The sequence below is a fragment of the Methylobacterium hispanicum genome, from assembly GCF_022179285.1.
Taxonomy (GTDB): domain Bacteria; phylum Pseudomonadota; class Alphaproteobacteria; order Rhizobiales; family Beijerinckiaceae; genus Methylobacterium; species Methylobacterium hispanicum.
The window spans coordinates 209,395-223,995 of the sequence record NZ_BPQO01000002.1; the positions used below are offsets into that span (position 1 = coordinate 209,395).

At 70.3% G+C, this 14,601-nt stretch carries 13 protein-coding genes, 1 tRNA gene and 1 pseudogene; 7 read left to right on the forward strand and 8 right to left on the reverse strand.

Features of this window, described 5'->3' with window-relative positions; translation table 11 throughout:
• Positions 1-19: 19 nt before the first annotated feature.
• Positions 20-2,128: a glycosyltransferase family 2 protein gene (locus tag MFF56_RS02995; protein WP_238229553.1), complete on the reverse strand. Its 2,109-nt coding sequence runs from the start codon at positions 2,126-2,128 to the stop codon at positions 20-22.
• A 47-nt stretch (positions 2,129-2,175) separates the two neighbouring features.
• Entirely contained in the window at positions 2,176-3,288 is a 1,113-nt protein-coding gene (locus tag MFF56_RS03000) for a hypothetical protein (protein ID WP_238229393.1), read from the reverse strand.
• A gap of 132 nt (positions 3,289-3,420) precedes the next feature.
• Here MFF56_RS03000 and MFF56_RS03005 point away from each other — a divergent pair.
• Positions 3,421-3,495: transfer RNA gene (locus MFF56_RS03005), tRNA-Val, on the forward strand.
• A 329-nt stretch (positions 3,496-3,824) separates the two neighbouring features.
• Positions 3,825-6,779, forward strand: coding sequence for an N-6 DNA methylase (locus MFF56_RS03010; RefSeq protein ID WP_238229394.1), 2,955 nt, complete (start codon positions 3,825-3,827; stop codon positions 6,777-6,779).
• Between the two features lie 107 nt (positions 6,780-6,886).
• Here MFF56_RS03010 and MFF56_RS03015 read toward each other — a convergent pair.
• Positions 6,887-7,710 (reverse strand): annotated as a pseudogene (locus MFF56_RS03015) (IS5 family transposase).
• 289 nt (positions 7,711-7,999) lie between these two features.
• Here MFF56_RS03015 and MFF56_RS03020 point away from each other — a divergent pair.
• From MFF56_RS03020 to MFF56_RS03040, 5 genes are all read left to right on the forward strand, one after another.
• Positions 8,000-8,155: a hypothetical protein gene (locus tag MFF56_RS03020; protein WP_238229396.1), complete on the forward strand. Its 156-nt coding sequence runs from the start codon at positions 8,000-8,002 to the stop codon at positions 8,153-8,155.
• 457 nt (positions 8,156-8,612) lie between these two features.
• Complete coding sequence (locus tag MFF56_RS03025; RefSeq protein ID WP_238229397.1) at positions 8,613-9,086, forward strand: hypothetical protein; 474 nt, start codon at positions 8,613-8,615, stop codon at positions 9,084-9,086.
• Between the two features lie 152 nt (positions 9,087-9,238).
• Positions 9,239-9,583: a hypothetical protein gene (locus MFF56_RS03030; protein ID WP_238229398.1), complete on the forward strand. Its 345-nt coding sequence runs from the start codon at positions 9,239-9,241 to the stop codon at positions 9,581-9,583.
• Entirely contained in the window at positions 9,580-10,683 is a 1,104-nt protein-coding gene (locus MFF56_RS03035; protein WP_238229399.1) for a relaxase/mobilization nuclease domain-containing protein, read from the forward strand. Before MFF56_RS03030 ends, MFF56_RS03035 begins: the two co-directional genes overlap by 4 nt.
• 86 nt (positions 10,684-10,769) lie before the next feature.
• A complete protein-coding gene (locus MFF56_RS03040; RefSeq protein WP_238229400.1) occupies positions 10,770-11,240 on the forward strand; it encodes a hypothetical protein in 471 nt (156 codons plus the stop codon).
• Between the two features lie 49 nt (positions 11,241-11,289).
• Here MFF56_RS03040 and MFF56_RS03045 read toward each other — a convergent pair whose 3' ends face one another.
• From MFF56_RS03045 to MFF56_RS03065, 5 genes are all read right to left on the reverse strand, one after another.
• Complete coding sequence (locus MFF56_RS03045) at positions 11,290-11,952, reverse strand: hypothetical protein (protein ID WP_238229401.1); 663 nt, start codon at positions 11,950-11,952, stop codon at positions 11,290-11,292.
• Positions 11,953-12,274: 322 nt separating this feature from the next.
• Positions 12,275-13,582: a hypothetical protein gene (locus tag MFF56_RS03050; protein ID WP_238229402.1), complete on the reverse strand. Its 1,308-nt coding sequence runs from the start codon at positions 13,580-13,582 to the stop codon at positions 12,275-12,277.
• A gap of 131 nt (positions 13,583-13,713) precedes the next feature.
• On the reverse strand, positions 13,714-14,049 hold the full coding sequence (locus MFF56_RS03055; RefSeq protein WP_238229403.1) for a hypothetical protein: 336 nt from the start codon (positions 14,047-14,049) through the stop codon (positions 13,714-13,716).
• On the reverse strand, positions 14,046-14,216 hold the full coding sequence (locus MFF56_RS03060; RefSeq protein WP_238229404.1) for a hypothetical protein: 171 nt from the start codon (positions 14,214-14,216) through the stop codon (positions 14,046-14,048). Before MFF56_RS03060 ends, MFF56_RS03055 begins: the two co-directional genes overlap by 4 nt.
• Positions 14,217-14,275: 59 nt before the next feature.
• A complete protein-coding gene (locus MFF56_RS03065; RefSeq protein WP_238229405.1) occupies positions 14,276-14,512 on the reverse strand; it encodes a hypothetical protein in 237 nt (78 codons plus the stop codon).
• Positions 14,513-14,601: the final 89 nt, after the last annotated feature.

A 14,601-nucleotide genomic window follows, 5' to 3' on the forward strand; every position in this document is an offset into this window, starting at 1 on the left:
CGGCCGCGGGACCTTTTGCCTACAGGCGGTAATGCGCCGAGACCCGTGACAGGTTGATGTTGTAGTAGGGGTCGGCGCGCAGCTCGGGTCCCCAGCGCTCCTGCATCACCGCCGTCTCCGCCTGGAAGCGGGCGCGCTTCTCGGGCGTGTCCTCGGGCCCGCGGCTCTTCGATTCGTGGTGGACGAGCTTGGCGAAGGGCGTCCAGACGATGCGGTAGCCGGCAGCCCTTACCCGGAGGCAGAGGTCGATGTCGTTGAAGGCGACCTTCAGCGCCTGCGCGTCGAAGCCGCCGACCTCCCGGAACACCGCCGCCCGCATGGCGAGGCAGGCTCCCGTCACAGCCGAGACCTCCTGCACCAGCACCATCCGGGCGAAGTAGCCGGGATCCTCGTCGGGCAGGCCGAGATGGCCGTGGCCGGCCACCCCCCCGATGCCGAGCACCACGCCTCCGTGCTGAACCGTGCCGTCCGGGTAGAGGAGCTTGGCTCCGACCGCGCCGATGTCCGGCCGCACCGCCTGCGACACGAGCTCGGTGAGCCAGCCCGGCTCGATCACCTCGACGTCGTTGTTGAGGAAGAGCAGCACCGCGCCGCTCGCCGCAGCGGCACCGCGATTCGACAGGTCCGAGAAATTGAACGGCCCGGGTGCCGCCACGACGCGCAGGCGCGGGTCGCCCCGGTAGCTCTCGAAGAGGGCTCTCGTCCGCGGCTCGCGGCTGTCGTTGTCGACGACGACGACCTCGATGTCGGGATAGTCCGTCGCCGCGAACAGGCCATCGAGGGTGACGCGCAGGAGCTCGGCCCTGTCGCGGGTCGGGATGATCACCGAGACGCGCGGCGCGGGGTCCGGCAGCGGCCGGATCACGCGGACGAAGCCGTGCGGCCCCCGCTCCGCCCGCGCGCCCTGGCGCTCCACCACCTCGGCGACCGCCCGCAGCCGCGCCGCCTCGGTGCGGGCGAGCGCCCGGTCCGAGAAGGTGCCGGAGCCGCCCGCCGCCCGCCAGTGGTAGAGCACCATCGGGATGTGCCGGATCCGTGCGGGATCGAGATGTTCGGTCAGGCGCAGGAGCAGGTCGTGGTCCTGGCTGCCCTCGTAGCCGGGACGCAGGCCGCCGAGCGCCCGGATGGCCGCGGTGCGCATCACCGTCAGGTGGTTGATGTAGTTCTGCCCATAGAGCAGCTCGCGGTCGAAATCCGCCTTGAAATGCGGCTCGAACCGGCGCCTGCGCCCCTCGATCTTGTCCTCGTCGCTGTAGACGAGCACCAGTTCGGGATCGTCCCGGACGGCGCGGGCGACCTCGTAGAGCGCCTGCTCGGGGAGCGCGTCGTCGTGGTCCATGAAGGCGCAGAAGGCCCCTGCGGCCAGCGCCAGCGCGTCGTTGGTGGCGCGCGCGATATGACCGTTCTGGGCGCGCCGGACCACGCGGATGCGGGCATCGCGCGCGGCGAGCCGGTCGATCAGGCGGACCACCGCCGGTTTGCGCGAGGCGTCGTCGCAGAGGCAGAGTTCCCAGTGCGGGTAGAGCTGGGCCTGCAGCGAGCGGATCGCCGCGGCCAGCACCCGCGGGGCGGGATCGTGCACCGGCATCAGCACAGAGATGAGCGGGGCGCCATCCCACCCCGCGACCTCCGTCCGGATGCGGGCGCGGTCGGCGGAGCTGAGCGAGGCGCTGCGGCGGATCCAGGCGCCGTAGCCGGTCTCGCGCCGGTGCCGGAGCGCCCGGTCGAGGAAGGCGCGTCCGCGTACCCGCTTGCCGAGGCTGCGCCAGAAGGCGGCCCGCGCGGTGAGGACGGGGTCGCGGAGCAGGCCACGCGCCAAGAGGGCGGGGCGGGTGCGGCGGCGCAGCTCGATCCGCCGGAGCGAGAGCGGACGGCCCGGCACGAGCCCGGTGACGCGGAGCGCGCGCACGTCCTCGGGCAGCCGGCCGGTCCAGGCGAAGACGCCGCCCCCGAGCGCCTCCTCGGCCAGCGGCGCGCCCGGCCGCGCGGACTCGCCCGCCACGAAGCTCATCAGCAGGCGGGCGTTGCGCGCGGCGCCCGGATCGTCCGTGAGCGTGATGGTGACCCAGGTGCCGCCCAGGCCGGCGAGGTCGAGTCTCACCCCATCGGGCTCGCGGTGCAGCCGCAGGGGACGCGGGCGACCGCGCCCGGAGAGGAGGGCGTCCGGCTCCACGCTCAGCGCGTCCAGCCCTTGGCCAGGGAGGCGGTGACCGCATCCGCCATGGCGACGTCGAAGACCAGCATGGATTCCACGGCTCGTACCGCCCGCAGGCGCTCGGCCAGCGCCAGCGCATCGGCCGGGATCGGGGCGGGAGCCGGGATCGGCGCGGCGATGCCGAGCCGGTCGAACAGGGTCGAGGCGAAGGCGTCAAAATAGTCGCGGTGGCCCACGATGGCGACGCGGGCCAGGATCTCGATCGCCACGATGGAGTTGCCGGGATTGAGCGGGTCGTCGGGCAGCCGCGTGCCGAGCTGGCGCGTCAGCGGATTGTAGAGCAGGTAGTAGGCCGGCTCGGGCAGCAGGCGGAAGAAGCGCTTGAGGCTGCGCGGGTCGGCATAGTCGAAATCCGCGCTGAACCGCGCGGCCTCCGCGAAACGCCCAAGGCGCCAGGCGCGGGCGGGATCGTTCGCCACCGGCGCGTGCGCGCGCATCCAGAGCATCCGGGTCGCCATCTCGACATAGGGGTCGTGCAGCAGGATCGCCGCAACCGCGACGTCGGGTGTGAAGTGGCCCTCGTAGCGCGGCACGGTGACGGCGCCCGCGAGCAGGGCGGAGGCGACGTAGCGGCAGCCGAAGATGCTGGTGAGGACCTCGTCGGAGAGGCGCTCCAAGCCGAAATGGCACTGCTGGAAATGCGGGAAGAGCGCCGACTGGAGCACGCTCTCAGGCTGGATGCTGGTGTTGATCAGCATGACGCGCTCGGCCACGAGACCCTCCGGCGGGGCGCGGCGATAGACCAGCACGTTGGTGTCGGCGTCGTAGAGCTCGAGGCGCGGCAGGCTCGCGATGCCCGGCACCTCCGTCTCGGTGAGTTCGAAGGTGCATTGGCCGGTGGAGTGCCAGCCGTTCTGCTTGAACACGATGTCGGTGTGGGCGGCCTCGACCTCGGCGACGCGGCGCCCGTCGACCGCCACCGCGACCCGGCTGATCGCGAGCGGGTTGTCCGGCACGATCCAGCCGCGGATGCGCTCGCCGTTGTCGTAGTCGATGAAGAAGCGCATGTCCCGTCGCTGCGGCCCGGGCGGGCGCCGCCCGCCGCCGGCCACCGGGCCGGCCGGAGCGCGCATAGCGCATTTTCGGTGCGGGTGCAGCGGTGCGCGCGGACCACCCGCTGCGGGGCTCCCCGGTAAAAACCCGCTTGCGTACCCGGGGAGCACCCGTTATAGCCCCGTCTCACCGGAGCCGAGGCGCTCCGGACCGGGCGCGTAGCTCAGCGGGAGAGCACTACCTTGACATGGTAGGGGTCACAGGTTCGATCCCTGTCGCGCCCACCATTCCAACCCACCGGAATGGCTATGAAAATCGGCTCCCTAGCGGGAGCCGTTTCCGTTTCGGGACCAGAATTGGGACCAGAACGCGCTGAAACCCCGCCCGGAATGCCATCCGGCGGGGTGGTCGGCGACGCGGGTGCCGGCACGCGGCCGGCCGCTGGAGGGTCACGGGACCAGCCTGCCACCGCCCCCGTGGCCCGTTCCAGGCCACGCCCCATCCGGGTGTTGCATCACGGGCATTGCCAACGACGGCCCCAGGTGCCCGATACAGCCAGGTTTCTTTACCGCCGCGCCGCAAGGTCGGCGGCGGGCGGCTGGTTAGGGTCAATGGCGTGAGCGCAACAGCAAAGCCGGCCGGCGCGGCCGGCGCAACGCGGGCCTATAGCTCGCTCAACGCCCGCAACGAGCTCGAACAGCGCGTCTCCGAGGACCTCCGGCGGGCGCTTGCCCCGCGCGGGGCATCCGTCACCCATTACGGCACCGCGGCCTCGCACGCCCCTGCGAGCGCCCCCTGCGACATCTCCGTCGAATACGGGACGGCGAGCACCAGGCGCCACCTCATGGTGGAGGTGGCCCAGCGGCCCGACGCAAGCGAGTTCGAGTCCATCGTTTCGCACCTCGACGCTTGGGTCGATACCCGGGGCTCGCGGGTCAACCTGCTCTACTCCGGCCGTTCGACGTCGGCCAGGATGGCGCGCCTCATCCGCAACGAGAACGAGCGCCGCGCCTCGCTCAAGCGGGCTGGTCGCATCGTCTTCATCAAGCTCGACGACCTCCAGGCGTACCTGGCGCGTTGGGCTGCGCTTCCGGCGGCGGAAGTGCCGGCGACGGCCATCGACGCGATCTTCAAGCGCTCCGACGCGTTCCGGGACGACAGCGCGACCGCGGAGGTTATCCGCGCCGCACTGTTCCCGACCTGGACCGAGAAGGCCGAGTCCCTCCAGAAGGAGGCGGCCCAGCGCCTGGTGCTGGAGCAGGAGCGGCTGAAGAAGGACATCCAGTCGCTGGAGAACAAGCTGCGCGAGCGGGGCGTCACCGGTGCAAGGTCGCACAAATACCTGATTTACCTTTTCTTCATGGCGCTGTTCGAGGACAAGCGCGGCATGCGTACCCGCGCAACTCCCGCCGGGTTCGTCACCTATAAGGAGGGCATCCCGGCCGCGGACAGTCTCGAACCGGAGTTCGCCAACCACACCGTCCACCACCTCATGGTGAAGGAGATCCTGGCGCACGCGGACGTTCGGGCGGCAGGCATCCACACCCAGTACGAGCGTATCGAGCTCGCCGACGAATTCGTGCTCCGGCAGGTCATTCCGGTCTTCGAGAAATACTCGTTCAGCGACGCGTCCATCGACGCCATAGGCGCCGTCTTCGAGGCGCTCGCCCGTCGCGCGGAGAAGGACAACCGGATCGGTCAGTTCTTCACGCCGGAGACAGCGGTGGCGGCCACCTGCAGGTTGGCGGGCATCAGGCCGACCGACCTCGTCCTCGACCCAGCCTGCGGGACCGCCCGATTCCTCATCCGGGCCATGGCGATGATGCTGGCCCGCGCCTCGGAGGTTACGGGGGCCACCCTCGCCACGACGAACGCCAGGATACGGGAGCGGCAGCTCCTGGGCACCGACATCGACCCGTGGGTGTCCATCATCGGCAAGATGAACATGTACATCCATGGGGATGGCAAATCGAACATCCGGCACGCCAACGGGCTGACGCTCGCGGCGAGGCCGATCTTCGCCCCTCAAGTCGCGGGTCCCCTCGTCGAGACCATCGATGTGGTCGCCACGAACCCACCACTCGGCGACATCGACTTCGCGGCGGTGGCCGAGGAAGTCGGCAATCTCATCGCAGGACCCGACGCGCCACCGGAGGCGGTAACCGCGGCGGCGAGACAATGGTCGAGCGAGGCGTTCGACGTCGTGCCGCACGCTTTGCGGGAGGAAGGCGAACGCGACGTCGCGAGGGCCAAGGTCGAGGAATACGCCATCAAGGTCGCGACGCTGAAGGCTGCCGGTGAAGAGGGCAAGGCGGCGCGTGCCAGACAGCGCTTGGTGGAGTGGCAGGCGAAGGCTGACGCGGCGACATCGGCAATCGCGGCCGGTCGCGTGACGCCGGTACCTGCCGGTCGCACCGCGAAAGGCGGCGCCTTGTTCATCAGCGCCCTTGTGCGTGTGCTCAAAATGTCCCGCGACGCCGGAATGCCGGCCGAGTGGCAAGGCGGGGTACTCGCTCTCGTTATCGACGAGGCCGTTCTGAACACCCGTGAGTATGCTGCCGCGCGCGGCTTCATCCGCCGCAACTTCTACCTCAAGGCAGTCGTGTCGTTGCCTCGGGACGCTTTCGAGGAGATGGCACGCACCACCGCCAAGACATCCATCCTGGTGCTTGTCCGGAAGGAGCCGGGCGTAGTGCAACGCGAGCCGGTGTTCTTCGGCCAAGCACTACGCACGGGTCCGAGCGGTGGCGACCTGCTCCGCCCGAACGACCTCGACGTACTCTGTGACGCTTACGACGTGTGGCGCAACGCGATCCTGACCGCTTGCCGAGCCGACGGCACGCCGGTGCCGACCCCGGACCGGATCGCGGAGGCGACCGAAACCGCTCAAGCCGTACTGGCCGGCCTCGGGGACGAGGCGAGCTTCGGCACGTGGGAGCTCGATCCAGAACGGCCGCAGGAGCGCCTCGACGTCGCGCATTGGCGGATGAAGGCCGTCGTCTCCGAGTTGCCGGCAACCATACCGCTCTCGGATCTCGCCGACCTCGTGCCGACCGGACGCACCCCGGGGCAGGCCGACTTCTACTCGTTCGCCTTCGTTTCGTGGGGGTCCGCCCTGGTTGGCCTGAAGCCTCTCACTGCGACACGGTATGCGACCGAAGAACTGCAGCAGGTCGAAGAGGGCGACGTGTTGGTGTCGGGCATCGACTTGATCAACGGAGCCGTCGGGGTGGTGGGTTCGGACTGCGAGGGCGCCGTCGTGTCGAAGGAATACTACATCCTCCGCACCAAACCCGGCGTCGATCCGCATTGGCTCGTCGCCATGCTGAGGACGCCGCTCGTCCGGCGCATCATCGAGGGCATGGTGACGGGCACGTCGAAGCGGACGCGCTTCGAGAGCGGGGATACACTTCTGGCACTGCAGGTGCCCCCTATGCCCCCACCCGATGTCCAGAAGGCATCTGGGGATCTGTTGCGCGAGGCCCACAAGCACCAGCGGCTGGTGACCTTCGAGGTCACGGAGGCAAGCCGATTGGCGCTCGGCGAGGAACCAGCGCCCGACGCAGACTGACGCCGGTCGCTCAACACGTCGTTCCTCGACCCGCGGTACCCGGCGGGCCGGAAATCCGGCGAAACATCTCGGAATTCGGCGATCCGTCTCACCGCTCCTTAGAGCGCCTAACAGAACCGTCTGATCTGGTTGAGGGTGATGAGGCTGGCTGCGAGGGTGGTGAAGGCGTCGTAGATGTCGGCGCGGCGCTCGTAGCGGACGGGCAGGCGGCGGAAGCGGTTGAACCAAGCGTGAGTGCGCTCCACGACCCAGCGGTGGCGGCCGAGCTTTTGGCTGCTCTCGATGCCTTTGCGGGCGATGCGTGGGACGATCCCACGCGCCCGACACTCCTGGCGGCGCGCCTTGGCCTCGTAGGCCTTGTCGGCGTGCAGCTTGTCGGGGCGTCGGCGCGGTCGACCGCGCCGGCCCGTGCTCAGCGGCGGGATGGTATCGAGGGTCGGCGCCATCTCCGGACTGTCGTGCCGGTTGGCGCCTGTCAGTCTTACGCCAAGCGGCGTGCCGCGAGCGTCGGTGACGAGGTGGCGCTTCGTACCCGGCTTGCCCCGGTCCGTCGGGTTCGGGCCGGTGGCAGGCCCCCCTTTTTGGCCGGGACGGAAGCACTGTCCAGGCTCGCCCGACGCCAGTCGATCTCACCGGCCGCGTGCAGGCGCTCCAACAGGACCTGATGCAGCCGCGCCCACACGCCGGCTGCCTGCCAGTCGCGCAGACGCCGCCAGCAACTCATGCCGCTCCCGCAGCCCATCTCGGCCGGTAGCATCTCCCAGGGTAGGCCGGAGCGCAGCACGAACAGGATGCCGGTCAGCGCCGCCCGATTGTCGATCGGAGGCCGTCCGCCCTTCGGGCGCGGCCGAGGCGGCGGCAGGAGCGGGGCAATCTCCGTCCAGAGATCGTCGGGAAGCAGAGCGCGAGCCATGCCACACCAACGCACCATCCACCGCTTCGTGCCGTTCTGTTAGGCGCTCTTAGTGTTGGCGCACTACCTTCACGACATGCGCCTCGCGACTCTCGCCCTGCTCCTCGTCGCCACCCCGGCCGTGGCCGGCGGGGTGGAGCACACGACCGCTGAATACACGGCGGCGTACGCCCGGGCGCGATCCTACGCCTTGGCGCATCCCGGGGAGGAGAAGCCACTATCCTGCCGGCGCGCCATCGGGGCGCGAGCGGCAAGCGTCGTCGTGCAGCGTTGCCTCGACGTCTCGGCGTCATCCCGGAACAGGTGCATGCCCCGGGACGGCTGCGAGGACGTCGTGCAGCGGCTGACCTGGCACTGCCTGTTCTGGAAGGGAGATGTCCCCTGCGTCTACCTGGAGGACGGTGGCGAGGTCCGCCAGCCTTCCGACCGGATCGACTGGCGAGCGAAGCCCGCCAAGTCGTAGGGCCTCGTCAGCCCCCTGAAAGGCGCTGCCTGGGCGGTCGACGGGCCTGTCTGAACCGCCGCGGCGAGGCGTCCGTCCGACACCCCGCACGTTTCACGGCATCACGTGCGCACACCGTAGCACGCGAAACTGAACGGACGTTCAGGTAACAGCAGACGAAGACGGGGGGAGTCAACCTGTCGCGGCCAAGCTTCGCTTTCTCAAGGACAGCGACCAGGCAACGCGCGGGTCCGAGTGCTTCAATCCCAATGGCGGCACCACGCTCGCCTGGGAGATCCCGTTGCCCGTCGTCGGAGCCATTCTCGCCTTCATCGGGCTGACGCCCGCCCCCAAACCGCTGCCCCGCCGGCGCCGTCGCCCGTCCGGCGCAACACCCGTCAATGTGCCGGCGCCGGTTGCCCCGACCACGGTTGCCCCGGCTCGCCCGGCCGCTAGTCCTCTCGCATTCCCGAGCCCGTTGCCCGCGGCCAAGGCGGTGCGCGTCCTACAGGCTGCCGCCGGCCTACCGGTGCAGCACGACGGCCTCGGCGGGAACGGGAAGACGCCCGCCGATGCCCGCGAGGCGCTCGGTCGCGACCTCGCCGCCTACGTCGACCTGTGCATCGTGGCGGGGCAGCCACTTCCGGGACAGAGCATCGCCACCGAACGGGCAGACGATGCCGCGTACCGAGGCCGCCTGCGCCGGGCCTGTGTTTCCGACCTGGATCTCTGGGAGCGGGCACGATCCCGCCGCGAGCGCGAGCGGGCCGAGGCCGCCGAGGACGGGCGCCAGGAGCCTCCGGCCCTGTACGTCCCCGCGGCCGTCGTCGAGGCGCTCGCCACGAGGAAGGCCGCCCGCGAGGCGGAGCGTACGGCGCGCAGGGGCGATCGTGGTTCCGGTACGCCGCCCCACGGTCCCAGGCCGGCCCCGCCCGCCGGCCTGCAGCGCTAAGGGAGGATCGCATGACCGCACCTGTTGCCCCGACCCCGTTGCCCCAGGCGTTGCCCTGCGGTGGAGAAGATGGATTTAAGCCAGCCATGGCGGGGCAACTGTGCCCCGCCAGCGCCCCCGTCCCGGCGGCGGCTAGCCAGGGGCTCCGCCCCGTGGACCCCTCCAAGAAGCTGCCGTCAGTCCTCGGCGTCAAGCTGACGTCAGACCTGCGCGGGAGGATCGCGGCGGCGGCCCGCGCGGCCGGCGTTTCGGATTCGGCGTGGCTCCGCCAGCGGGCGCTCGACGCGCTCGGGCTAGTGAGCGCCCCGGACACCGCATCCGGACGCCGGCCGCGCGTCGCCCTGGAGGATCAGGCGGCACTCGCCGGTGTCGTGCGCGAGCTCGGCGAGGCCACGCTCGCCGCCAGGATCGGACGCACCGGGGAGGCCGTCGCCGCCATGGAGAGAGCGAGGCAGGTGCTGGTGCCTGTCGTCGTCGGGTTCGAGAGGCGCGCATGATCTCCGGCGCCATGCGCGGCAAGGGTGGCCGCGCCCTTTCCGCCCATCTGCTCAAGGCGGAGAACGAGCAAGTCGTCGTCATAGGTCCGCGCGGCCTCGGAAGTCCGGACCTTCACGGCCAGCTCGGCGAGCTCGTCGCGTTGTCCCTTGGCGGCCGGACGGACGCACCCTGCTACCACGTGCACGTCGATCCCGAGATCGGCATCTCAGACAACGTGGCGGCCAGGGCGATGTGGTGGCGACTGTTCGAGGCCGAGTTCGGCCTTGGCCAGCAGCCGTACTGCGGGGCCGAACACGTCAAGCACGGCAGGGCGCACGAGCACCGGGTCTACTCCCTGGTCCGGCGGGACGGGTCCGTCGTCGACGTCGGATTCGACTTCATCCGGCGCGAGAAGGTTTCGCGACGGGTCGAGCACGCGTTCGGGCTGGAGCCGGTGCCGAGCAAGCACGCGCGCGGGATCGAGCGAGCGCTCCGGGGCGAGGGCCACGTCGCCGTCGCGGACTGGCTCGTCGCCTCCGGGAGCCTAGACGCCGAGCGGCCGGTCGCGCCGCTCTCACCCCAGGAAAGGCTCATCCAGGAGCGGACGGGCGTGCGCCTCGCCGACGTGAGGGCGGCCGCGCTGGACGCCTGGCGCGCGTCTGAGGACGGCGAGGGACTGCGGGACGCGCTGGCGGCGCGAGGGCTTCGGCTCCACGCCGGCCGGGCCGGTCCCGTCGTCGTCGACGCGTCCGGGACGGCCCATCTCCTGAAGCGCGTCATCGGAGCGGCGTCGCGGGCCGAGGGGCAACGCATCCCTGCGGCTGCCGTCCGGGCGCGGTTGGCGGGCGTTGTCCTGACGCAAGTCGCTGACGTCCCGGCGTCCGGGACAACCCGGCCGGCGTCGGAGCCCCGGGACGACAGTGGGCGCGGTGCCGCACGGGAACCGCAGGTGGCGGTTTACGGGCCGCGTCGGCGGTTGGGTCAGTGGCCGTTGGGCGGCTTGCGGTACGACCAGCGCCGCCGCCTGGAGGAGATCGACCGGGCGCGCGAGCGGCTCGGGAACGGCCTCGCGGTCACGGACCAGAACGGCGTAGGCATCCTGGCGCCGCCGGGTCCGTAACGGCTTGGTAATGCTATCCGGGAAATGCCTGGGGAGAGCCGTGGCGAGGGGATTCGGTGGATCGGCGGGGTCGGTAGCATCGCCCAATGAAAAGCTTTTCCGCCTCCCTCGCCCTGGCCCTCGCGATCGCCCCGGCCGCCGCGCAGAACGCGAACCCCGCGCCCTACTTGCCCGACGACGGCCCGGGGTCGGTTTTTCCGAGGACGGGGGACCGCTGGTATTACGAGGTGCGGCAGCCCGCCGGCCGCCACGCGCAGCGCTACACGCGCGTCGATGCAGTGCCGGCGCGGGGGAGCGGGTCATGGACCGTGACGGTGACGTGCGGTCTGGTCTCCACGCGCAACGGGAAGGAGACGGACGTCATCACCGGCACCGGCACGGTAGGACGTGGCCGCATGCCGATGATCGGCCTAAATTTCATTTTCCGCGACGGCTCGCCCCGCACGGGCGGCATGATCAATCAGGCCCCCTCCGACGGCGACCGTCTCGACCTGCTGTCCACTTTTTCGGACAGCAGGTGCGCCTCGGGACGGGGCGATCTCTCGACGGGCGATTGAGGATCGCGGCTCGCCCCGAGCGGGCGGGCCGGGCGCCGGATTTCCGGCGCTAGTTCGCCCGTGGTGGCCTAGCGAGGGACACGAAGAACCGCGGGCTAGCGATGGTCTCGGCGGCGATCTTGGTCCGCCTCGCGCAGTCGGTTTTCCACCAAGCCTCGAAGCGCGCGAGCCTGGCGTCCTCCTTGGCTAACGCCGCGGCCTTCTTCGCGTCGGCGATGGCGACGTTCCTTTCATGGATCTTCACTGCGCGCTCTTGGGCGGCGCTCCTTCGGCCCGCTTTGAGAGCGACCAAGGGGGTCGCGAGATCCGTTTCTCCGATGGCTACCAGCGCCTTGATCGCAATTTCAAGGAGATGGTCCCTCGCCTTTCCCATCTCCTCTTTGCCAGGCGCACCTTCCCCGTCTCGCCACCGCCGAATAATCCGCTCATCGCTGACACCGATATCCTCCCTGGCCTTCCCATGCCAAAGCGGGCCAAACACCGACGAGTACATGCGGTCGAGATTGGCGTACGTCGGCTCCAGCTCGGGCAGGGGAGCGGTGAAGGGGTCGGCAGGAGCGGGCTCGTCGGGCGGGGGGCCGTTCGCGCCGATGGAATGTCGTGCCGCCTCTGCCTGCTGGGCGAGGATGGCAGCGTCGAGCAGGGGGATCATGTCGGTCTGGTCGGGATGCTCGATGCGAGGACCGAACACCGTCGTGACGTTCTTTGCCATCAGCCAAGCCTCGGTGCGAGTTCGTTGTCCGGATCGAGCTCGGGTTCCGGGTAGAGTTCCGCGCGCAGATCCTCGGCGTCCCGGCGGCACGCGGCCGCTGCCGCCGTATGTTTTGACGCCCGAATGTCCAAGAGGCGTATCAAGGCCGGGCCGACCCATGCGGGGATCGGCCTCTCTCCGGACGCCCACCGCCTGACGAGACGGTCATCGATGGCCTCGCGCGCACCGTCCGGATGGAGCGGGCCGAGCCCCCGCGAAAGGGGCCTCTGCCAGTCCGGGCCGTAGATTCGCGCGGCTATGCGCGTCAGTAGCCCGACAGTGATCATGTCCGCTTTCGCCTTTCGTTCTCCGCCCGCAGGGACGCGACGCGCTCGGGCGTGGCCTCAATGCGGTCGCCACGGGTGTTGTAGCCCAGGGCGAAATTCCCCCAGGTATCCCCGTCGAGCCCGCGGTACTCGCACCGCCAGATCCACCTGCCGTCCTCGGACAGGACACACCAATCGCGCGTGCCGGACAGCCCGCGATGATCGTCGAGGATTATCTCACCGGCCGGGACGGTGCCGACCTCGACGATCTCGCCCGGCTCCCGGAGGATGGCGCCCGCGGCCTGGGCGACCTGGCGGTCTGCCTTCGCCTGCGTCTCGGATGCCTCTAGGGCGGCGACCTCGTCGGGCGTGGCGGCGCGGAAATACGCGTAGACGAAGAGCTCGCCTTCCTCCTCGGGATTCCACAGGCCGTCGTCCGGGGCACGGAACGGGCGACCGAGATCCGTCACGAAAACAGGCGTTCCACCGTCGCGGACGACGGTGCCGGGTCGAGGCGCCCGGTCGTGGCGGACGAGGAACCGCCTCCGGTCGATCTCAGCCTGCCGGGCGCGCTGGGCCTCGGCCTCGGCTCGCTTGGTGGCGACGATGTGCGCGTCGACTTCGTCGGAGAGGGCGTTGATCCGCGAGACGGACGCCAGGACGCTCGGCTGAGCCGACGCCGGGACGATCCAGCAGCGAGACGTGGGGTCCCAACGGGAACCGGGCAGCCCCCTGAGGACGGTGACGATCCGGTCGGCGTAGGGCGTGCGGACGGTGAACTGGCCATCCGGTTTCACGCCACCCCACCGGCTGAACGATATGCGCGGCGACATCGCGGCGGTCTCGACGCATGCTGCCTTCAGCGCGGGCCACGCTGCGTTCCACGCCTGGAGCCGCGCGTAGGCCTCGGCGTCGGCGGCGGCCTGGCGCGCCTTGGCCTCGGCGGCCCGGACCTCGGACGCCGCCGCTTCCGCCTTGGCCTTGCGGGTGGCCGCGGCCTTCCTGCCGGCAGAAGTTCGCGCCGCAGCCCTCTCGGCCCCGCCACCCGCAGCCCATTCCTCAACGAGCGTGACGACGCTCGCGAGATGCTCTGTCGGGACGACGATTCGCTCCAGGACGACCTTCGTGTGGATCGGAAGCCTCTTTGCGAGGGCAACCGGCACGATGGCGCGGTCAAGGACCAGCCAGCGGCTCTTCTTGCCGGGCTCGGCCACGAGGAGGCGACCGTCAAGGCGGCGCTCAACGATGGGAGCCGGCTGCGCGGCGCTCCGGATGAGGATCTCGGTGTCGGTGACGATAATGCTGTCAGGGTCGCGGAACGACATGGCGGGGTCTCCCTCACGGTCCGGACGGGGCAGCGCCCGCGTCCATGTCCCTAATTTATAGGGACATGGACGCGGGCGCAAGTGGGGTTCTCGAATTTCCGGCCGCGCTGTTCAGACCATTGAGGCGACGCCTACATCCCCATCGTCGGACCTTCGGCCTCGGGCTCGGCGTCCGGCTCGGGCTCCGGGAGCGGCGGCACCAGCACGAGTTCCAAACGCTGGGCCTCGGCGTACGTGGCGCGGGCCTGCCGCTGCAGCTCGTGCGCGTGGCGCTTGAGCACGGTGACGATGACGTCGGCGACCCACGCGGGCACGGGCCGTGCGCCCGACGTCCACTGATGGATCTGCGTGGCCGCGACCGTGCGGCCGGCCTCACGCGACAGGGCGTCGGCGAGGGGCGCGGCCCATTTGACGCCGAACGCGAGCGCCGCGGCGCCCGCGAGCTCGTCGATGGTGAGGCGGCTCACCGGCTCACTCCGACGACGTGGAGGGACTGCGGGCGGCGGCGGTCAGTGGCGCGCGGGCGGTCGTTGACAAGGGACTCGTGCGCGCGGCGGACGTGGACGACGACGGCCCAGGCGGCGAGGACGCCGCTCAGCAGGCCGCCAGAATAGGCTAGCGCGATCTCGGCCATGGTGGCGAGCTCCTGGTGGCGGGCGGGAAGCCGGGGCGAATGGCCCCGGCGGTGTTGGTTCAGTCGGCTCTCATTTCGGCCGCCACGACCGACCGGAGCGTTTCGGCGCGCATCGACCGGGCGCCCCGGCGGCGGTCGGGATAGACGGTGCCCGACCGGACGTAGACCTCGCCCCGGCGGCGATAGACGCCGACGCGGAAGCAGGGGGCGCCGTTGAGCGTCAGGGCGCCCTCGGTCATGAGGCGCAGACCGTCATCGAAATCCACGCCGTCGTTGTCGAAGCGAACGAGCCTCATGGGCGATCCTCTCACGATGCCGGGTTATTCGGGCGACCGCCTGTTCGGCGGCAGTGGGCATAACAAATATGCCCACGCATCGGATGCGT